Genomic DNA, 15889 nt, shown 5'->3' on the forward strand with positions numbered 1-15889 from the left:
GCGGGGCGGCTAGGCCTTGGCCGGGGTCAGCAGGCCGTTCAGCGTGTCCAGGTCTTCGACGCAGCGGCCCGAGCCGAGGGCCACGCAGTCCAGCGGGTTGTCGGCGACGAAGACCGGGATGCCGGTCGCGGAGGCCATCCGCAGGTCCAGGCCGGGCAGGAGCGCGCCGCCGCCGGTGAGGACGATGCCGTGCTCCATGACGTCGCCGGAGAGCTCGGGCGGGCACTCCTCCAGGGTGGTGCGCACGGCGGCGATGATCGCCTCGACGGGCTCGTCGAGCGCGGCCCGGACGTCCGGGGCGGTCAGCTCCAGCGTCTTCGGCATGCCGCCGACCTTCTCGCGGCCCCGCACGGTGAAGGTGCGGGTCTCCAGCTCGGGCAGGTCCGGCACCGGCCAGGCCGAGCCGATGGCCACCTTGACGTCCTCGGCGGTGCGCTCGCCGATGAGCAGGGCGTGCTCCTTGCGGACGTAGTCCATGATCGCCGCGTCGAGCCGGTCCCCGCCGACGCGCAGCGACTGGGCGGTGACGATGCCGCCCAGGGAGATGACGGCCACCTCGGAGGTGCCGCCGCCGATGTCCACGACCATCGAGCCGCGGGGTTCGGCCACCGGCAGCCCGGCGCCGATCGCGGCGGCCATCGGCTCCTCGATCAGGTGCACGGCCTTGGCGCCGGCCCGGGTGGAGGCGTGGATGATGGCCCGCCGCTCGACCTGGGTGACCCCGGAGGGCACGCAGATCACCATCCGGGTGCGGGGGCGCCGGCCGGGGACCGCCTTGCGCACGAAGTGCCGGATCATCTCCTCGGCGGCCTCGTAGTCGCAGATCACGCCATCCTTGAGGGGGCGGATCGCGGTGATGGAGCCGGGGGTGCGCCCGATGGTCTCCTTGGCCTCCGTCCCGACGGCCAGCGCGGTGGTGGTTCCGGCCTTCACGGCGACCACCGACGGCTCGTTCAGGACGATTCCGTGCCCCCGTGCGTAGACGAGGGTGTTGGCGGTCCCCAGGTCTATCCCTATGTCGCGGCTGGAAGCTGTCTTGTTGGTGCTTGCCTGCGGCATTTGTTCCCCTATCTCCTGCCCGCAAGGCTTGCATGACGATCTGGTCGCCCCGCCCGCCGAAAGTCCCGAAACGCCCGGGTCGAAAGTCCTGGGGGTCCTCGTCCGTAGACTGGGCGTGTGAGTGAGCAGCAGCCCGAGAGCCACGACGGCACCTTCGACGAGTTCGATCAGATCGTGGCGGAAGAGTCCGACCGCGACCCCGACCTGGCGGTGATCGAGGCCGGCAGCCGTACCCTGCGCGCCCAGGCCGGACCGCCGCAGGGCGACCCGGTACCCGCCCTGCCGACCGACCCGGAGGTGGCGAAGGCGCTGCTGGAGGTGGAGCAGGAGCTGGCCACCCGCTGGGGCGAGACCAAGCTGGAGCCGTCCGTGTCGCGGATCGCGGCGCTGATGGACGTGCTGGGCGAGCCGCAGCGCGCGTACCCCTCCATCCACGTCACCGGCACCAACGGCAAGACCAGCACGGCCCGCATGATCGAGGCCCTGCTGAACGCCTTCGAGCTGCGCACCGGGCGCTACACCAGCCCGCACGTGCAGTCGATCACCGAGCGGATCAGCCTCGACGGGGCGCCGATCAGCGCCGAGCGGTTCGTCGAGACGTACCACGACATCAAGCCCTACGTGGAGATGGTCGACGCCGCCGAGGAGTACCGGCTGTCCTTCTTCGAGGTGCTCACCGGAATGGCGTACGCGGCCTTCGCGGACGCTCCGATCGACGCGGCCGTGGTCGAGGTCGGCATGGGCGGCAGCTGGGACGCGACCAACGTCATCGACGCCTCGGTCGCCGTGGTCACCCCGATCAGCCTGGACCACACGGACCGGCTCGGCTCCACGCCGGGCGAGATCGCCGTGGAGAAGGGCGGCGTCATCAAGCAGGGCGCGACCGTCATCCTGGCGCAGCAGCCGGTGGACGCGGCCCAGGTGCTGCTGAAGAAGGCCGTCGAGGTCGACGCGACGGTGGCCCGCGAGGGCATGGAGTTCGGCGTGGTCGCGCGCGAGGTCGCGGTCGGCGGGCAGCAGCTGACGCTGCGCGGCGTGGGCGGGGAGTACGACGGCATCTTCCTGCCGCTGCACGGCGCGCACATGGCGCACAACGCGGCGGTGGCGCTGGCGGCGGTCGAGGCCTTCTTCGGGATCGGCCAGGAGCGGGCGCGCGTCCTGGACGTGGAGACCGTGCGCAGGGCCTTCGCCTCGGTGACCTCGCCGGGCCGCATGGAGGTCGTGCGGCGCAGCCCGACGGTGGTCCTGGACGCGGCGCACAACCCGGCGGGCGCGGCGGTCACCGCGGAGGCGGTCACCGAGTCCTTCGGGTTCAGCCGGCTGATCGGTGTCGTGGCCGCGAGCGAGGGCAAGGACATCCGCGGGGTGCTGGAGGCCTTCGAGCCGATCTTCGCGGAGGTGGTGGTGACGGAGAACTCCAGCCACCGGGCCATGGGCGCGGACGAGCTGGCGGCCATCGCGGTCGAGGTCTTCGGCGTGGACCGGGTGCAGGTGGAGCCGCGGCTGGACGACGCCCTGGAGGCGGCGATCACCCTGGCGGAGGAAGAGGCCGAGTACGGAGGGGCCGGGGTCCTGGTGACCGGTTCCGTGATCACGGTGGGCGAGGCCCGCCTGCTGCTGAAGAGGGGCTGAGGGATGCGCACGCTGTGTGCGAGCACGCTGATCGGCGAGTTCTTCGTGATCGGTTTCGCGGGCCTGGTGGCCATGAAGGACCCGGACCTGACCCAGGCAACGGTCTGGACGGTGTGCGGGGTCACGATGCTGCTGTCGGTCCTGCTGTGCGGGATGCTCTCGCGCCCCGGGGCGGTCCAGCTGGGCTGGGCCCTGCAGATCGGCCTGATCGCGAGCGGGTTCGTCGTTCCGACGATGTTCTTCCTCGGCGCGGTCTTCGCCGTCCTGTGGTGGTGCTCGGTGCACTACGGCCGCAAGATCGACACGATCAAGGCCCGGTGGGCGGCCGCGCAGGAGGCGCAGACGCCCCCCGGGACCCCTGACGCTGCGTGACGGGTCACCTTGTCAGCCCTGTAGATTCGTCCTACCGCACCCGTATGCCGCAAGGAGCCGCAACATGACCCAGCGCACCCTCGTCCTGCTGAAGCCCGACGCCGTCCGGCGGGGCCTGGTCGGCGAGATCATCGGCCGCATCGAGCGGAAGGCCGGCTGGACCATCCCCGCGCTGGAGCTGCGCACGCTGGACCAGGAGACCCTGGAGACGCACTACGGCGAGCACAAGGGCAAGCCGTTCTACGAGCCGCTCATGGGCTTCATGGCCAGCGGTCCGGTCGTCGCCCTCGTGGTCGAAGGCGAGCGCGTGATCGAGGGTGTCCGCCAGCTGGCCGGACCCACTGACCCGATTGCCGCGGCGCCGGGCTCCATCCGGGGCGACTTCGGCACCGTCACCCGGGAGAACCTGATCCACGCCTCGGATTCCGAGGAGTCGGCGGAGCGCGAGCTGAAGCTGTTCTTCCCCGCTCTCTGAGCGCCCGGCGGGCCCGTCCAGGCCTCGCTCAGGCCTCGCTCAGGGATCGTTTCGGGCACTCTTTCCTGACGTGACATCAGCCAAATAGCGCTCACTACCTGGGGCGACCGAAGTAATTTCGGTCGCCCCTTGGTATTTCCGGCCACGAGCGGGAACGCCTGGGCAGGACACGACGTCACCACTAGGGGGCGGGTATCCGTTCCGGCGGGATTGCCGGAGTCCCGTCGCGCGGTGTCCGTACTCGCGGCACTACGATGGGGCCTCCACCCACACACCCACCTCGCCGACCTGACAGCAGCCGCTATCAACTGGAAGGCCAGACGCTCCTCATGGGGAACAAGGGGAACAACATGTCGTTCATCGGCCGTGACATGGCGATCGACCTCGGGACCGCCAACACGCTGGTGTACGTGAGGGGCCGGGGAATCGTTCTGAACGAGCCGTCCGTGGTCGCCATCAACACGAACACCGGCGGAATTCTCGCGGTCGGCTCCGAGGCCAAGAAGATGATCGGCCGTACGCCCGGCAACATCGTGGCCGTACGGCCCCTCAAGGACGGCGTGATCGCCGACTTCGAGATCACCGAGCGCATGCTCCGGTACTTCATCCTCAAGATCCACAAGCGCCGCTACCTGGCCCGCCCGCGCGTGGTCGTCTGCGTGCCCTCCGGCATCACCGGGGTGGAGCGCCGCGCCGTCATCGAGGCGTCCACGCAGGCCGGCGCCCGCCAGGTGCACATCATCGAGGAGCCCATGGCCGCCGCCATCGGCTCGGGCCTGCCCGTCCACGAGGCCACCGGCAACATGGTCGTGGACATCGGCGGCGGCACCACCGAGGTCGCCGTCATCTCCCTCGGCGGAATCGTCACGGCACAGTCCATCCGGGTGGCCGGCGACGAGCTCGACAACGCGATCATCCAGCACATCAAGAAGGAGTACTCGCTCCTCCTCGGTGAGCGGACCGCCGAGCAGATCAAGATCACCATCGGGTCGGCGTACGACCTCGACAAGGACGAGCACACCGAGATCCGCGGCCGCGACCTGGTCTCCGGCCTGCCCAAGACGGTCGTCATCTCGGCCGCCGAGGTGCGCAAGGCCATCGAGGAGCCCGTCAACGCCATCGTCGACGCCGTCAAGACCACCCTCGACAAGTGCCCGCCGGAGCTCTCCGGCGACATCATGGACCGCGGCATCGTCCTGACCGGCGGCGGCGCCCTGCTGCGCGGCCTCGACGAGCGGCTGCGGCGCGAGACGGGCATGCCGATCCACATCGCCGAGGACCCGCTCGACTCCGTGGCGCTCGGCTCCGGCAAGTGCGTCGAGGAGTTCGAGGCCCTCCAGCAGGTCCTGGACGCCCAGCCCCGGCGCTGACCGGCGCACATCCCTCCATCCGGAGGACAACACACAAGGATCCGCCGTACGGGTGCTACCGGGCCCGTGCGGCGGATCGTTGATATACAGGCAAAAGAGAATTCCGACGAGGAAGGCACGGCCGCCGCACGTGAGGGACACACGAGAAAGCCGGCTGCTCCTGGTGCTTCTGATCGCCATCGCGTTCGCGTTGATCACGGTGGACATCAGGGCGGGCGAGGAGTCGCCGGTCGACGGTGCCCGACAGGCCGCCGCAGCGGTCTTCGGGCCGGTCGAGAAGGGCGTGTCGACCGCGGTCGACCCGGTCGCCAACGCCATAGGGGCGGTACGGGATTCCGGTGAGCGCCACAACCGGATCGCCACGCTGGAGCGCGAGAACGCGGCCCTGAAGGCCAAGCTGGGCAGCGACGCCCAGACCCAGAGCCGCATCCGCGAGCTCGACGAGATGCTCAAGCGGGCCGGTGCCGGGCAGTACGGCATCAAGGGCGCCGAGGTCATCGCCATAGGAGCGGCCCAGGGCTTCTCCTGGACCGTGACCATCGACGCCGGCAGCAAGGACGGCATCGAGCGCGACATGACCGTCCTCAACGGGGACGGACTCGTCGGCCGGGTCTCCACGGTCGGCCCCGACACCGCCACCGTCGTCCTCGCCAACGACCCCGACTTCACCGTCGGCACCCGTCTGGAGAAGACCGGCGAACTCGGCTTCGCCACCGGCCAGGGCGACCGCGCCCTGTCCGTCCAGATGCTCAACGGCAAGGCCAAGGTCAGCCCGGGCGACCGGCTCGTCACCTTCGGCTCGCGCGGCAACAAGCCCTTCGTGCCGGGCGTTCCGATCGGCGAGGTGGTCAAGGTGGACCCCTCGCGCGGAGACCTGACCCGTACCGTCTGGGTGCGCCCGTTCGTCGGCTTCTCGCGGCTGGACATCGTCGGCGTCGTGGTGATGCCGCCGCGCGAGGACCCGCGTGACGCCGTCCTGCCGCCCAAGCCCGAGGCCCCCAAGCCCACCCCGACGGTCACCGTCACGGTCACCCCGTCCGGGTCCGCCAGCGTGCCCGGCAAGCCGGCCGACGAGTAGGAGCAGACCGACCATGCGCTTCAACCGGATCCTGCTCTCGGCCACGCTCGTCGTGGTCGCCCTCGTCATCCAGGTCACCGTCCTGGGCCGGCTCCAACTGCCCGGCGCCGTCCCCGACCTGCTGCTGCTCACCGTCGTCGCCCTCGCACTCGTGTACGGGCCGGTCAGCGGCGTGCTCATCGGCTTCGCCGCCGGGCTGCTCGCCGACCTGGCCCCGCCCGCCGACCACGCCGCCGGGCGGTACGCGCTCGTCCTGTGCGTCATCGGCTACGTGGCCGGCCTGGTCCGCCCCGACAGCGGGCGGTTCCGTTCCGCCTGGGGCCCGATGCTCACCGTGGTCGCCGCCGCGATCGGCTCCACCCTGCTCTACGCGGGCGTGGGCGCCCTCGTCGGCGACACCGCCGCCCGGCACGTGGGGCTGACCGGGCTGCTGTTCACGGCGACCCTCTACGACCTGCTGCTCGCGCCCTTCACGGTGCCGTTCATCATGGCCCTGGCCCGGCGCGCCGAGAACGACCCGATGGCCGTCGAGGCCGGCGGCGGTCCCGCCAACAAGGCCGCCGACGTCTCCTCCGGCTGGCTGGCCGGCGGCACCGGGCTGCGCATCGGCAGCCAGCGCGGCGGCCTGCGCCTGAAGACCGCGCGTTCCCGGGCCAACAAGGCGGTGCGCATAAAGGGCGTCAAGACCGTCAAGGGCGTGAAGAACGTCAAAAAGCTGTAGGGAGGAGCAGGCGTGACCAACATTCCCGAGACCGGCCGCACCTCCCGGGTGCAGATCCGGCTCATCATGATCCAGGTGCTCGTCTTCTCGATGTTCCTCACCCTCGGCGGCCGGCTCTGGTACCTCCAGATCCGCCAAGGCGACGAGTACTACCACGAGGCGAAGAGCAACCACGTCCAGCGGGTCGTCCAGCCCGCCGTGCGCGGCTCGATCCTCGACGCCCGCGGGGTCGCGCTCGCCGACAACGAGACCCGGCTCGTCGTCTCCGCCAGCCGCACCGCGCTGATGAAGATGAAGGACCGGGGCAAGGGCGTCATGACCCGCCTCGCCGGCGTCCTGGACATGACCCCCAAGGAGGTCATCGAGAAGGTCCGCCTCTGCGACTCCCAGACCCCCGCGCCCTGCTGGAACGGCTCCCCGTACCAGCCGATCCCGGTCACCATGGAGGCCACCACGCAGCAGGCGCTCCAGCTGCGCGAGCGCCCCGAGGACTTCCCCGGCATCACCGCGGAGCCCACTGCCGTCCGCCGCTACCCGGCCCCCGGCGGGGCCCGTACCTCGCAGGTGCTCGGCTACCTCTCGCCGGTCACCGACGACGAGATCCAGAAGGCCAAGGACACCGACTCGCCGCACCTGCGGTCCGACCAGGTCGGCCGCTCCGGAATCGAACGCACCTATGACCGGCAGCTGCGCGGCAAGGCGGAGGTCACCTCGTACGAGGTCGACAACCTCGGCCGGGTCATGGGCCAGACCAAGTCCGACCCGGGCGTGGCCGGCTCCACCCTCGTCACCAGCATCGACGCCCGGGTCCAGGCCGTCGCCGAGTTCGAGCTCCAGCAGGCGATGAAGGTCGTCCGCAACGAGACCGACAACATCACGGGCCGCAAGTACGAGGCCGACTCCGGCGCCGTCGTCGTCATGGAGGCCAAGACCGGCCGCGTCGTCGCGATGGCCTCCCAGCCCGACTACGACCCCAACGCCTGGGTCGGCGGCATCTCCGGCAAGGACTACGCCAACCTCACCAGCAAGAACTCCAACTACCCGCTGCTCAACCGGGCCATCCAGGGCCAGGCCCCCGCGGGCTCCATCTTCAAGGTGGTCTCGGCGAGCGCGGCCGTGCGGGCCGGCTACGACTTCGACGGCAAGTACAACTGCAGTGCCTCCTACAACATGGGCGGCCGGAGCTTCGCGAACTTCGAGTCCAAGGGGCACGGCCCCATCACCCTCGGCGACGCCCTCAAGTTCTCCTGCAACACCGTCTTCTACGCCCTCGGCCACAAGGAGTGGCAGCGCGACGGCGGCCTCAAGCCCAACAAGAACGCCCACGACTGGTTCTACCGGACCGCCCGCGAATTCGGGCTCGGCTCCGAGACCCACATCGACCTGCCCAACGAGGTCACCGGACGCATCCCCGACCGCCGGTGGAAGCAGAGCTTCTGGAAGGCCAACAAGGACTCCTGGTGCAAGCAGGGCAAGAAGGGCGGCACCTACGTCGAGCAGATCGCGTACGAGAGCTGCCTGGAAGGCAACCAGCTGAAGGCCTACGACAGCATCAACTTCGCCATCGGCCAGGGCGACGTCCTCGTCACCCCCATCCAGATGGCCACCGCCTACTCCGCCATCAGCAACGGGGGCACCCTCTACAACCCCACGGTCGGCAAGGCCGTGATCAGCCCCGACGGCAAGCACACCGAGATGATCAAGCCCCAGGCCCACGGCAGGCTGCCGATCGACGCCAAGACCATCAGCGACCTAGACAAGGGCCTGCGCTCGGTCGCCGAGCCGGGCGGCACCGCCGCCTGGCGGTTCATCGGCTGGCCGATGGACAAGATCCCGATGCACGCGAAGACCGGCACCGCCCAGGTCTACGGCAAGCAGACCACCTCCTGGCTGGCGACCTACACCAAGGACTTCACGATCGTCATGACGATCTCCCAGGGCGGCACCGGCTCCGGAGCCTCCGGCCCCGCCGTCCGCAACCTGTACAACGCCATCTACGGCCTCGACATGGAAGGCAAGCAGGACCTGAAGAAGGCCCTGCTGCTGAGTCCCGAGACGAAACTGCCCAAGATCTACCCCGACGGCTCCATCGACTCCCCCGAGATCCGGCCGTACGTGCCGCCGTCCCCGGACGAGCCGGTCCCCGCGCTCGCCGGGCCGCCCGCCCAGCGCCCCGCGCAGCACGACTGAGGACCGAAAGACGACATGCAGACCGCGAACAAGTTCTCCGTCTCCCGGTACGCGCCCGAGCGCGGAGCGATGGCCAAGCTCACCGCCCGCGACTCGGTGGTGCGCCGGCTCGACTGGCCGATACTCCTCAGCGCGCTGGCGCTGTCCTTCCTCGGCGCCCTGCTGGTGTGGTCGGCGACCCGCAACCGCACCCAGCTGAACCAGGGCGACCCGTACTACTTCCTCGCCCGGCACGCCCTGAACACCGGCATCGGCCTCGTGCTGATGATCGGCACCGTCTGGCTCGGCCACCGCACCCTGCGCGGCGCGGTGCCGGTCCTCTACGGGCTCTCGCTCGTGCTCATCCTCGCCGTGCTCACCCCGCTCGGCGCCACCATCAACGGCGCCCACGCGTGGATCGTGATCGGCGGCGGATTCTCCCTCCAGCCCTCCGAGTTCGTGAAGATCACGATCATCCTGGTCATGGCGATGCTGCTGGCCACCCGGGTGGACGCGGGCGACCTCACCCATCCCGACCACCGCACGGTCGTCAAGGCGCTGTGCCTGGCGGCCGCCCCGATGGGCATCGTCATGCTGATGCCCGACCTGGGCTCCGTCATGGTCATGGTCGTGATCGTCCTCGGCGTGCTGCTGGCCTCCGGCGCCTCCAACCGCTGGGTGCTCGGCCTGATCGGCTCGGGCGCCGGCGGGGCCATCCTGATCTGGCAGCTCGGCGTCCTCGACGAGTACCAGATCAACCGCTTCGCGGCCTTCGCCAACCCCGAGCTCGACCCCGCGGGCGTCGGCTACAACACCAACCAGGCGCGCATCGCGATCGGCTCCGGCGGGCTCACCGGCTCCGGGCTCTTCAAGGGCTCGCAGACCACCGGCCAGTTCGTGCCGGAGCAGCAGACCGACTTCGTCTTCACCGTGGCGGGGGAGGAGCTGGGCTTCCTCGGGGCCGGGCTGATCCTCTTCCTGCTGGCCGTCATCCTGTGGCGGGCCTGCATGATCGCCCGCGAGACCACGGAGCTGTACGGGACGATCGTGTGCGCCGGGATCATCGCCTGGTTCGCCTTCCAGTCCTTCGAGAACATCGGGATGACCCTCGGGATCATGCCGGTGGCCGGGCTGCCGCTGCCCTTCGTCTCGTACGGGGGCTCGTCGATGTTCGCCGTGTGGGTGGCCATCGGGCTGTTGCAGTCGATCAAGGTGCAGCGGCCCTTGTCGGCCTAATCCGCCGTTCACCCTGCCGCCGTGATCCGTTCAGGACTAAGTTCGGTCTATGGCGGACACGAAGCGCGAGATCGAGCGGAAATTCGAGTTCACGCGAGCCCCTGAGAAGCAGGGCAAACGCGCCCGGCGCGGGGTGCCGGACCTGACGGGCACGGCCGCGATCGCGGCCGTCTCCGACCAGGGCACGGTCGACCTCGACGCCGTCTACTACGACACCCCCGACCAGCGGCTCGCCGCCGACGGTCTCACCCTGCGGCGCAGAACCGGCGGGGCGGACGCCGGCTGGCACCTGAAACTCCCCGTCTCCCCGGGCGTGCGCGACGAGATCGCGGCCGAGCTCAGCGACAGCCTCCCGCCCTCGCTGGCCGCCCTCGTCCGCTCCCGGGTGCGCGGCACCGGGCTCGAACCCCAGGTCAGGCTGGTCTCCTCGCGCCGGGTCAGCCACCTCCTCGACGCCGACGGGGCCCTGCTCGCGGAGCTGTCCACCGACACGGTCCGGGCCGAGCGCGGCGAGGACGCCGCCGCCTGGACCGAGGTCGAGGTGGAACTGGCCGACGGGGTCGACCCCGCCCTGCTCGACGCGGTCGAGAAGACCTTCCGCAAGGCCGGGCTGCGGGTCTCCGACGCCCCCTCGAAGCTCGCCCGCGCCCTGACCGAGACCGGCACCGCGCCCCCGGCCCGGCCCGCGCCCGATCCGGGCGACGGCACGGCGGGCGCGCACGTCCTGGCGTACCTGCGCGAACAGCGCGACGCCCTGGTCGCCCTGGACCCGGCCGTGCGCCGCGGCCTGCCGGACTCCGTGCACCAGATGCGGGTGGCGAGCCGCCGGATGCGCAGCGCCTTCAAGACCTACCGCAAGGTGCTGGACCGCGCCGCCACCGACCCCATCGGCGAGGAGCTGAAGCTGCTCGCCGCCGAACTCGGCGTCGACCGCGACCAGGAGGTCCTGCTGGAGCGGATCCAGACCCACCTCGGCGAACTGCCGCGCACCCTGCTGCTCGGCCCGGTCCGCAGCCGGCTGCGGACCTGGAACACCGCCCGCCGCTCCGGATCGCGGCGCCGGGCCCTGGCCGTCCTGGACACCGCCCGCCACCTCGCCCTCCTGGACTCCCTCGACGCCCTCCTGGAGAACCCGCCGCTGCTGGAGGCCGCCGCCCGTCCCGCGGAGGACGTCCTGCCCAAGGCGGTCCTGCGCGACTTCGAGCGCCTCGCCGGCCGGGTCGGCGGCGCACTGGACCTCGCCCCGGGCGAGGAACGCGATCTCGCCCTGCACGAGGCCCGCAAGGCCGCCAAGCGCGCCCGCTACGCGGCGGAGGCCGCCGCGCCCGCCCTCGGAAAGCCGGCGAAGCGCCTGGCCAAGGCGATGAAGTCGGTCCAGACCCTGCTCGGCGACCACCAGGACAGCGTGGTCGCCCGCGAGGCCCTGCGCGGCCTCGCGGTCCAGGCGGCGGGCGCGGGGGAGTCGGCCTTCACCTGGGGCGTGCTCTACGCCCGCGAGGAAGCCCTGGCCGAGCGGCGGGAGCGGGAGCTTCCGGACATCTGGGCCGAGGCCTCGGCCCCCGGGCTGCGGGCCGCCCTCGGATGATCATGCGGGTGGGGGCGGCTGTGCCTCGGGGTACGCTTGAGAGTCGCCCCCTGCCCGCTTCACGAAAGTCGCGTGATGTCCGAGTCGGTCTTCCCACAGCTCGAAGCTCTGCTCCCGCATGTGCAGAAGCCCATCCAGTACGTCGGTGGTGAGCTCAACTCCACCGTGAAGCCGTGGGAGTCGTGCGACGTCCGCTGGGCGCTCATGTACCCGGACGCGTACGAGGTGGGCCTGCCCAACCAGGGCGTCATGATCCTCTACGAGGTGCTGAACGAGCGCGAGGGCGTGCTGGCGGAGCGCACGTACTCGGTGTGGCCGGACCTGGAAGCGCTCATGCGCGAGCACAAGGTCCCGCAGTTCACCGTGGACAGCCACCGCCCCGTGTCGGCCTTCGACGTGTTCGGCCTGTCCTTCTCCACGGAGCTGGGCTACACGAACATGCTCACGGCCCTGGACCTGGCGGGCATCCCGCTGGAGTCCAAGGACCGTACGGTCGACCACCCGATCGTCCTGGCGGGCGGCCACGCCGCCTTCAACCCGGAGCCGATCGCGGACTTCATCGACGCGGCGGTCATCGGCGACGGCGAGCAGGCCGTCCTCGACATGACCGAGATCATCCGCGCCTGGAAGGCCGAGGGCCGTCCGGGCGGGCGCGAGGAGGTCCTCCTGCGCCTCGCGAAGACCGGCAACATCTACGTCCCGGGCTTCTACGACGTCGAGTACCTGCCGGACGGCCGCATCGGCCGCGTCGTCCCGAACCGCTCCGGCGTGCCGTGGCGCGTGTCCAAGCACACCGTCATGGACCTCGACGAATGGCCCTACCCCAAGCAGCCGCTGGTCCCGCTCGCCGAGACCGTCCACGAGCGGATGTCGGTGGAGATCTTCCGCGGCTGCACCCGCGGCTGCCGTTTCTGCCAGGCCGGCATGATCACGCGCCCCGTGCGGGAGCGAAGCATCACCGGCATCGGCGAGATGGTGGAGCGCGGCCTGAAGGCCACGGGCTTCGAAGAGGTCGGTCTCCTCTCCCTCTCCTCGGCGGACCACACCGAGATCGCCGACATCGCCAAGGGCCTCGCCGACCGGTACACGGACGACAAGGTGGGCCTGTCCCTGCCGTCGACCCGCGTGGACGCCTTCAACGTGGACCTGGCCAACGAGCTGACCCGCAACGGGCGCCGCTCCGGCCTGACCTTCGCCCCCGAGGGCGGCTCCGAGCGCATGCGCAAGGTCATCAACAAGATGGTCTCCGAAGAGGACCTGATCCGGACGGTCTCCACGGCGTACGGCAACGGCTGGCGCCAGGTGAAGCTGTACTTCATGGTCGGCCTGCCGACCGAGACCGACGAGGACGTGCTCCAGATCGGCGACATGGCGGTCAACGTCATCGCCAAGGGCCGCGAGGTCTCGGGCCAGAACGACATCCGCTGCACCGTCTCGATCGGCGGCTTCGTCCCCAAGCCGCACACCCCCTTCCAGTGGGCCCCGCAGCTGTCGGCCGAGGAGACGGACGCCCGTCTGGGCAAGCTCCGTGACAAGCTCCGCGGCGACAAGAAGTACGGCCGCTCCATCGGCTTCCGCTACCACGACGGCAAGCCGGGCGTCGTCGAGGGCCTGCTCTCGCGCGGCGACCGCCGCATCGGCGACGTCATCCGCGCCGTGTACGAGTCGGGCGGCCGCTTCGACGGCTGGCGCGAGCACTTCAGCTACGACCGCTGGATGGAGGCGGCGCAGAAGACGCTGCCCGCCTACGGCGTGGACGTGGCCTGGTACACGACGCGCGAGCGCACCTACGAGGAGGTCCTGCCCTGGGACCACCTGGACTCCGGCCTCGACAAGGACTGGCTCTGGGAGGACTGGCAGGACGCCCTCGACGAGACCGAGGTCGAGGACTGCCGCTGGACCCCGTGCTTCGACTGCGGCGTCTGCCCGCAGATGCAGACCGAGATCCAGATCGGCCCGACGGGCAAGAAGCTCCTGCCGCTGTCGGTCGTCAAGTAACGCGTGAGTATCGAGAGGCCCCCCGCCGCAACGGCGGGGGGCCTCTCGTGTGTCTGTACGTTCATGGAACTCGAGAAGCCGCACCACGTACCGCAGGGCGAAGGCTGCCTGGTCGAGGCCGTCCGGATCCCCGTGAAGATCGTGGCGGTGCTGATCGTGCTGCCCGTACGGGTGGTCTGGGACCTGCTCGCAGCCCTCGGGCGCGGGCTGGCGCGGTACGTGCTGGTACCGCTGTGGACGTACGTGCTGGAACCGGTGGCGCGCGCCGTCGGCTGGGTGGTGGCCACCCTGCTCAAGCTGGTCTTCGTGTGGCCGTGGACCGGGCTGTGGCGGTACCTGCTGCTGCCGGTGGGGTCGTGGCTGTACGCGTACCTCCTCGCCCCCCTCGGCCGGGCGCTGTACACCTACCTGATCCTGCCCTTGGCGCTGCTGACCTGGCGATACGTGCTCGTGCCGGTCGGGCGGGCCCTGGTGTGGCTGGCCGAGGCGGCGTACCGCTACCTGCTGCTGCCGCTCCACCGGTACGTGCTCACCCCGCTCGGGCGGGCCGTCGCCTGGGCCTGGCACGTGGCCGGGGTGATCACCGGTGCGCTGTGGCGGGGGTTCAAGTGGGTCGGCTGGGTCCTGGTCGGGTGGCCCCTCTCGCAGGTGTACCGGTACGTGCTGACACCGGTCGGGCACCTCGTGCGCGCGGTGTGGCGGACGGTCCGCGACACCGTCCGGGAGGTCCGGGCCGAGGTCAGCCGGGCGCTGTTCGGTACTCCTCCCCGGGAACCGGTGAGGTCACGGGCGCGTACTCTGGGTAGTACGACAGCCGCCGACGCGGCACCCGCTGCCGAGATCTCCCTGCGCGAAAGGCAGGGGTGAGCCGGAGCGGGTCGAGAAGACCTCAGGGCGACGCGCGAGCCGCGGAGCCCCGCACAAGGAGAAGAACCACTGGGCAAGCGACAGCCCGAAGGCCCGCCTCCCGCACCGGTGGTGCAGCGCATCCGACTGCGCTACACCAAGCGCGGCCGCCTCCGGTTCACCAGCCACCGCGACTTCCAGCGCGCCTTCGAGCGCGCCCTGCGCCGCGCCGAGGTGCCCATGGCGTACTCGGCCGGCTTCACCCCGCACCCCCGCGTCTCGTACGCGAACGCCGCCCCGACCGGGACCGGCAGCGAGGCCGAATACCTGGAGATCGGCCTCGCCGAGACCCGCGACCCCGAGAAGCTGCGCGAGCTGCTCGACGAGTCGATGCCGACCGGGCTCGACATCATCGACGCCGTCGAGGCCCGCACCTCGGGCCTCGCGGACCGGCTGACCGCCTCCGTGTGGGAGCTGCGCCTGGACGGCGTGGAGCCCGCCGAGGCCGAGCGGGCCGTGACGGCCTTCCTCGCCGCCGAGACCGTGGAGGTCCAGCGCCGCACCAAGAACGGAATGCGGACCTTCGACACCCGCGGCGCCGTCGTCAGTCTGGAGGCCCTTCCCGCCCCGGCTGATAGGCCTCTGGACAATGCCTGTGCGATACTGCGCCTGGTTGTTCGGCATCTGACACCTGCCGTGCGACCCGACGACGTCCTGTCCGGTCTCCGAGCTGTGGCCGACCTGGCGCCGCCGGTCCCCTCAGCGGTGACCAGGCTGGCGCAGGGGCTCTTCGACGAGGAGTCCGGCACGGTGACCGACCCGCTCGCGCCCGACCGCGAGGCTGTCACGGCCGCCCCACCCACGGCCGCCGTAGCCGCCGACGCGAAGGCGCCGGAAGGTCCCGCCGCGTAGGGATCGTCGTCGTCGCGCCGCCCTGGCACTCGGGAGCCACCTGGGTCGGGCAGCGCACAGACCTGAAGACTTCCGCCAGGCCGTACGGACAACACGTACGGAACCGGCGGCCATGGACTACAGCTCCCGTGTGGCGAACGCGCCCCGGAGGCCGGCTCCGCGCTCATTACGCGGAGCCGAGCCGGACCGGATGTCAGCCGCGGCGCCCGGGAGCGTGACGGGAGAACCGCCCGCAATGCCCAACATCGAAAACGACACCACCGCCGACAACAACAGCCCGAGTGACAACCTGCCCCCGCGCAGGCGTCGCCGCGCCGCTTCCCGGCCCGCCGGCCCGCCCGGTGCCACCGCCGCCGAGACCGCCGCGGTGACCGAGGCCGCCCCGGCCGCCCCCGTGGAGGAGGCCGCCCCGGCGGCCGCCCCCGCTCGTCCCCGC

At 70.9% G+C, this 15889-nt stretch carries 14 protein-coding genes; 13 read left to right on the top strand and 1 reads right to left on the bottom strand.

Annotated features, from left to right (window positions below; all coding sequences use genetic code 11):
- Window positions 1–9 precede the first annotated feature (9 nt).
- Window positions 10–1059 carry a rod shape-determining protein gene (locus tag ACFWBN_RS35565; RefSeq protein WP_385184499.1) on the bottom strand — a complete coding sequence of 350 codons (1050 nt, stop codon included), beginning with the start codon at window positions 1057–1059 and terminating at the stop codon, window positions 10–12.
- A gap of 117 nt (window positions 1060–1176) precedes the next feature.
- Between ACFWBN_RS35565 and ACFWBN_RS35570 the strand changes: the two genes are divergently transcribed.
- The 13 genes from ACFWBN_RS35570 to ACFWBN_RS35630 all read left to right on the top strand — a co-directional run.
- The gene (locus ACFWBN_RS35570) at window positions 1177–2691 is read left to right on the top strand and encodes a bifunctional folylpolyglutamate synthase/dihydrofolate synthase (protein ID WP_385184502.1); all 1515 of its coding nucleotides are present in this window, start codon (window positions 1177–1179) and stop codon (window positions 2689–2691) included.
- Window positions 2692–2694: 3 nt separating this feature from the next.
- A complete protein-coding gene (locus ACFWBN_RS35575) occupies window positions 2695–3063 on the top strand; it encodes a DUF4233 domain-containing protein (RefSeq protein ID WP_385184505.1) in 369 nt (122 codons plus the stop codon).
- A gap of 64 nt (window positions 3064–3127) precedes the next feature.
- The gene (ndk, locus tag ACFWBN_RS35580; RefSeq protein ID WP_030710854.1) at window positions 3128–3538 is read left to right on the top strand and encodes a nucleoside-diphosphate kinase; all 411 of its coding nucleotides are present in this window, start codon (window positions 3128–3130) and stop codon (window positions 3536–3538) included.
- Between the two features lie 350 nt (window positions 3539–3888).
- On the top strand, window positions 3889–4908 hold the full coding sequence (locus tag ACFWBN_RS35585; RefSeq protein ID WP_008738981.1) for a rod shape-determining protein: 1020 nt from the start codon (window positions 3889–3891) through the stop codon (window positions 4906–4908).
- Window positions 4909–5038: 130 nt separating this feature from the next.
- Window positions 5039–5986 (top strand): rod shape-determining protein MreC, encoded by a 948-nt coding sequence (gene mreC / locus ACFWBN_RS35590; RefSeq protein ID WP_385184508.1) that lies wholly within the window; start codon window positions 5039–5041, stop codon window positions 5984–5986.
- A 13-nt stretch (window positions 5987–5999) separates the two neighbouring features.
- On the top strand, window positions 6000–6707 hold the full coding sequence (gene mreD, locus ACFWBN_RS35595) for a rod shape-determining protein MreD (protein ID WP_385184511.1): 708 nt from the start codon (window positions 6000–6002) through the stop codon (window positions 6705–6707).
- A 12-nt stretch (window positions 6708–6719) separates the two neighbouring features.
- Window positions 6720–8897 (top strand): penicillin-binding protein 2, encoded by a 2178-nt coding sequence (mrdA, locus tag ACFWBN_RS35600; protein WP_385184514.1) that lies wholly within the window; start codon window positions 6720–6722, stop codon window positions 8895–8897.
- 15 nt (window positions 8898–8912) lie between these two features.
- Entirely contained in the window at window positions 8913–10112 is a 1200-nt protein-coding gene (gene rodA / locus ACFWBN_RS35605; protein ID WP_385184517.1) for a rod shape-determining protein RodA, read from the top strand.
- Between the two features lie 49 nt (window positions 10113–10161).
- Entirely contained in the window at window positions 10162–11697 is a 1536-nt protein-coding gene (locus ACFWBN_RS35610; protein WP_385184519.1) for a CHAD domain-containing protein, read from the top strand.
- 72 nt (window positions 11698–11769) lie between these two features.
- Window positions 11770–13695, top strand: a complete 1926-nt coding sequence (locus ACFWBN_RS35615) for a TIGR03960 family B12-binding radical SAM protein (RefSeq protein ID WP_385184522.1) — start codon at window positions 11770–11772, stop codon at window positions 13693–13695.
- Between the two features lie 63 nt (window positions 13696–13758).
- Window positions 13759–14562 (top strand): hypothetical protein, encoded by an 804-nt coding sequence (locus ACFWBN_RS35620; RefSeq protein ID WP_385184525.1) that lies wholly within the window; start codon window positions 13759–13761, stop codon window positions 14560–14562.
- A 111-nt stretch (window positions 14563–14673) separates the two neighbouring features.
- The gene (locus tag ACFWBN_RS35625) at window positions 14674–15453 is read left to right on the top strand and encodes a TIGR03936 family radical SAM-associated protein (protein ID WP_385184529.1); all 780 of its coding nucleotides are present in this window, start codon (window positions 14674–14676) and stop codon (window positions 15451–15453) included.
- 235 nt (window positions 15454–15688) lie between these two features.
- The coding region (locus tag ACFWBN_RS35630) for a hypothetical protein (protein WP_385184531.1) at window positions 15689–15889 on the top strand (201 nt) is incomplete at its 3' end.

Source organism: Streptomyces sp. NPDC059989 (genome assembly GCF_042736975.1).
Lineage (GTDB): Bacteria > Actinomycetota > Actinomycetes > Streptomycetales > Streptomycetaceae > Streptomyces.

Bases quoted from the DNA above. Each gene is read 5' to 3' on its own strand.
- ACFWBN_RS35575 (WP_385184505.1), top strand. From the start codon at position 2,695: ATGCGCACGCTGTGTGCGAGCACGCTGATCGGCGAGTTCTTCGTGATC.
- mreD (WP_385184511.1), top strand. From the start codon at position 6,000: ATGCGCTTCAACCGGATCCTGCTCTCGGCCACGCTCGTCGTGGTCGCC.
- ndk (WP_030710854.1), top strand. From the start codon at position 3,128: ATGACCCAGCGCACCCTCGTCCTGCTGAAGCCCGACGCCGTCCGGCGG.
- ACFWBN_RS35620 (WP_385184525.1), top strand. From the start codon at position 13,759: ATGGAACTCGAGAAGCCGCACCACGTACCGCAGGGCGAAGGCTGCCTG.
- rodA (WP_385184517.1), top strand. From the start codon at position 8,913: ATGCAGACCGCGAACAAGTTCTCCGTCTCCCGGTACGCGCCCGAGCGC.
- ACFWBN_RS35610 (WP_385184519.1), top strand. From the start codon at position 10,162: ATGGCGGACACGAAGCGCGAGATCGAGCGGAAATTCGAGTTCACGCGA.
- ACFWBN_RS35565 (WP_385184499.1), bottom strand. From the start codon at position 1,059: ATGCCGCAGGCAAGCACCAACAAGACAGCTTCCAGCCGCGACATAGGG.
- ACFWBN_RS35585 (WP_008738981.1), top strand. From the start codon at position 3,889: ATGTCGTTCATCGGCCGTGACATGGCGATCGACCTCGGGACCGCCAAC.